Annotated in this window: 1 protein-coding gene; it reads right to left on the bottom strand. The window is 50.5% G+C overall.

Translation table 11 applies throughout. From position 1 onward, the window contains the following. Positions 1–142: 142 nt before the first annotated feature. Complete coding sequence (locus INT33_RS20980) at positions 143–1,087, bottom strand: IS5 family transposase (protein ID WP_193092942.1); 945 nt, start codon at positions 1,085–1,087, stop codon at positions 143–145. Positions 1,088–1,159 lie beyond the last annotated feature (72 nt).

The raw sequence follows: 1,159 nt of genomic DNA on the forward strand, positions 1-1,159 counted from the left end.
AAGGAAGGTCTGAATAATTACCGATATTCGTCAACGCTCACTTGAGCTGATAAAAAATTGCAAATTTAGGCACTATTTTCCCGTTCTTTGTGCATTTTTTGCCCGTTAACCGCTCATTAAGCGGAAAACGGGCGCAATAGCCCTATTCCCACAGGTATTTTTCACTGATCAGCAGGTTGCTGAACGCCGCCAGCAGGTGCAGGCGCTGGGTGTTTTTAGCAAGACCACGATAGCGAACCTTGCCATAACCAAAGACTTGCTTGATGTACCGAAAAGGGTGCTCCACCTTGGCTCGGATGCTGGCTTTGATCTTTTCGACTTTCTGTTGCTTGGCATCCAACTTCTTTCGCGTGCCAGGCCGTCTGGCAATATACCAAGAGACGTCGCAGCGGTGATGGAGCTCGTCTCGCTTTTGAATGCCCAGGTAACCGGCATCACCGAAGACGCGCTGCTCTTCACCGTGAAGCAGCTTATCGGCAGGCACAATGTCATGCACATTAGCAGCCGTGGTGTCGATGCTGTGAATCAACCCAAGTTTGTCGTCGACACCTATGTGCATTTTCATACCAAAGTGCCAGGAGCCACCTTTTTTAGTCTGGTGCATCTCCGGATCGCGCTTGCCATGTTTGTTTTTGGTAGAACTAGGCGCAGAAATGATAGTGGCATCAACAATGCTGCCTTCGCGCAACATTAGGCCGTTTTTCGCCAGGTGTTTGTTCACTTCCTGGAACAGCACCTTGCCAAGGCTGTGTCGTTCTAGAAAATGACGAAACTTGAGAATCGTCGTTTCGTCCGGCAATCGGTCTAGCTTCAAACCGGCGAAATGCCTCATGGACTCGATCTCGTAGAGAGCATCTTCCATTGACGGATCGCTCAAGTTGTAGAACAACTGCATACAGTGAACTCGAAGCATGGCAGACAATGGATACGGAGGCCGCCCGCTCTCGCCCTTGGGGTAATAACGGGCTACCTTCTTCTCCAGCTGCGTCCAGGGGATCAGCTTGTCCATCCGCTCCAGAAAGAGTTCGCGGCGAGTCTTTCGCTTTTTGTTCTGGTACTCGGCTTCGGAGAAGGTGATCTGATCCATGGCAGCACTGAACCCTATGCAGTTGACGATGTTCGTATTATCGCTGAAGGCAGAGACTTTTTCAGAGCCTCC

The sequence above is a fragment of the Halomonas colorata genome, assembly GCF_014897985.1.
Lineage (GTDB): Bacteria > Pseudomonadota > Gammaproteobacteria > Pseudomonadales > Halomonadaceae > Vreelandella > Vreelandella colorata.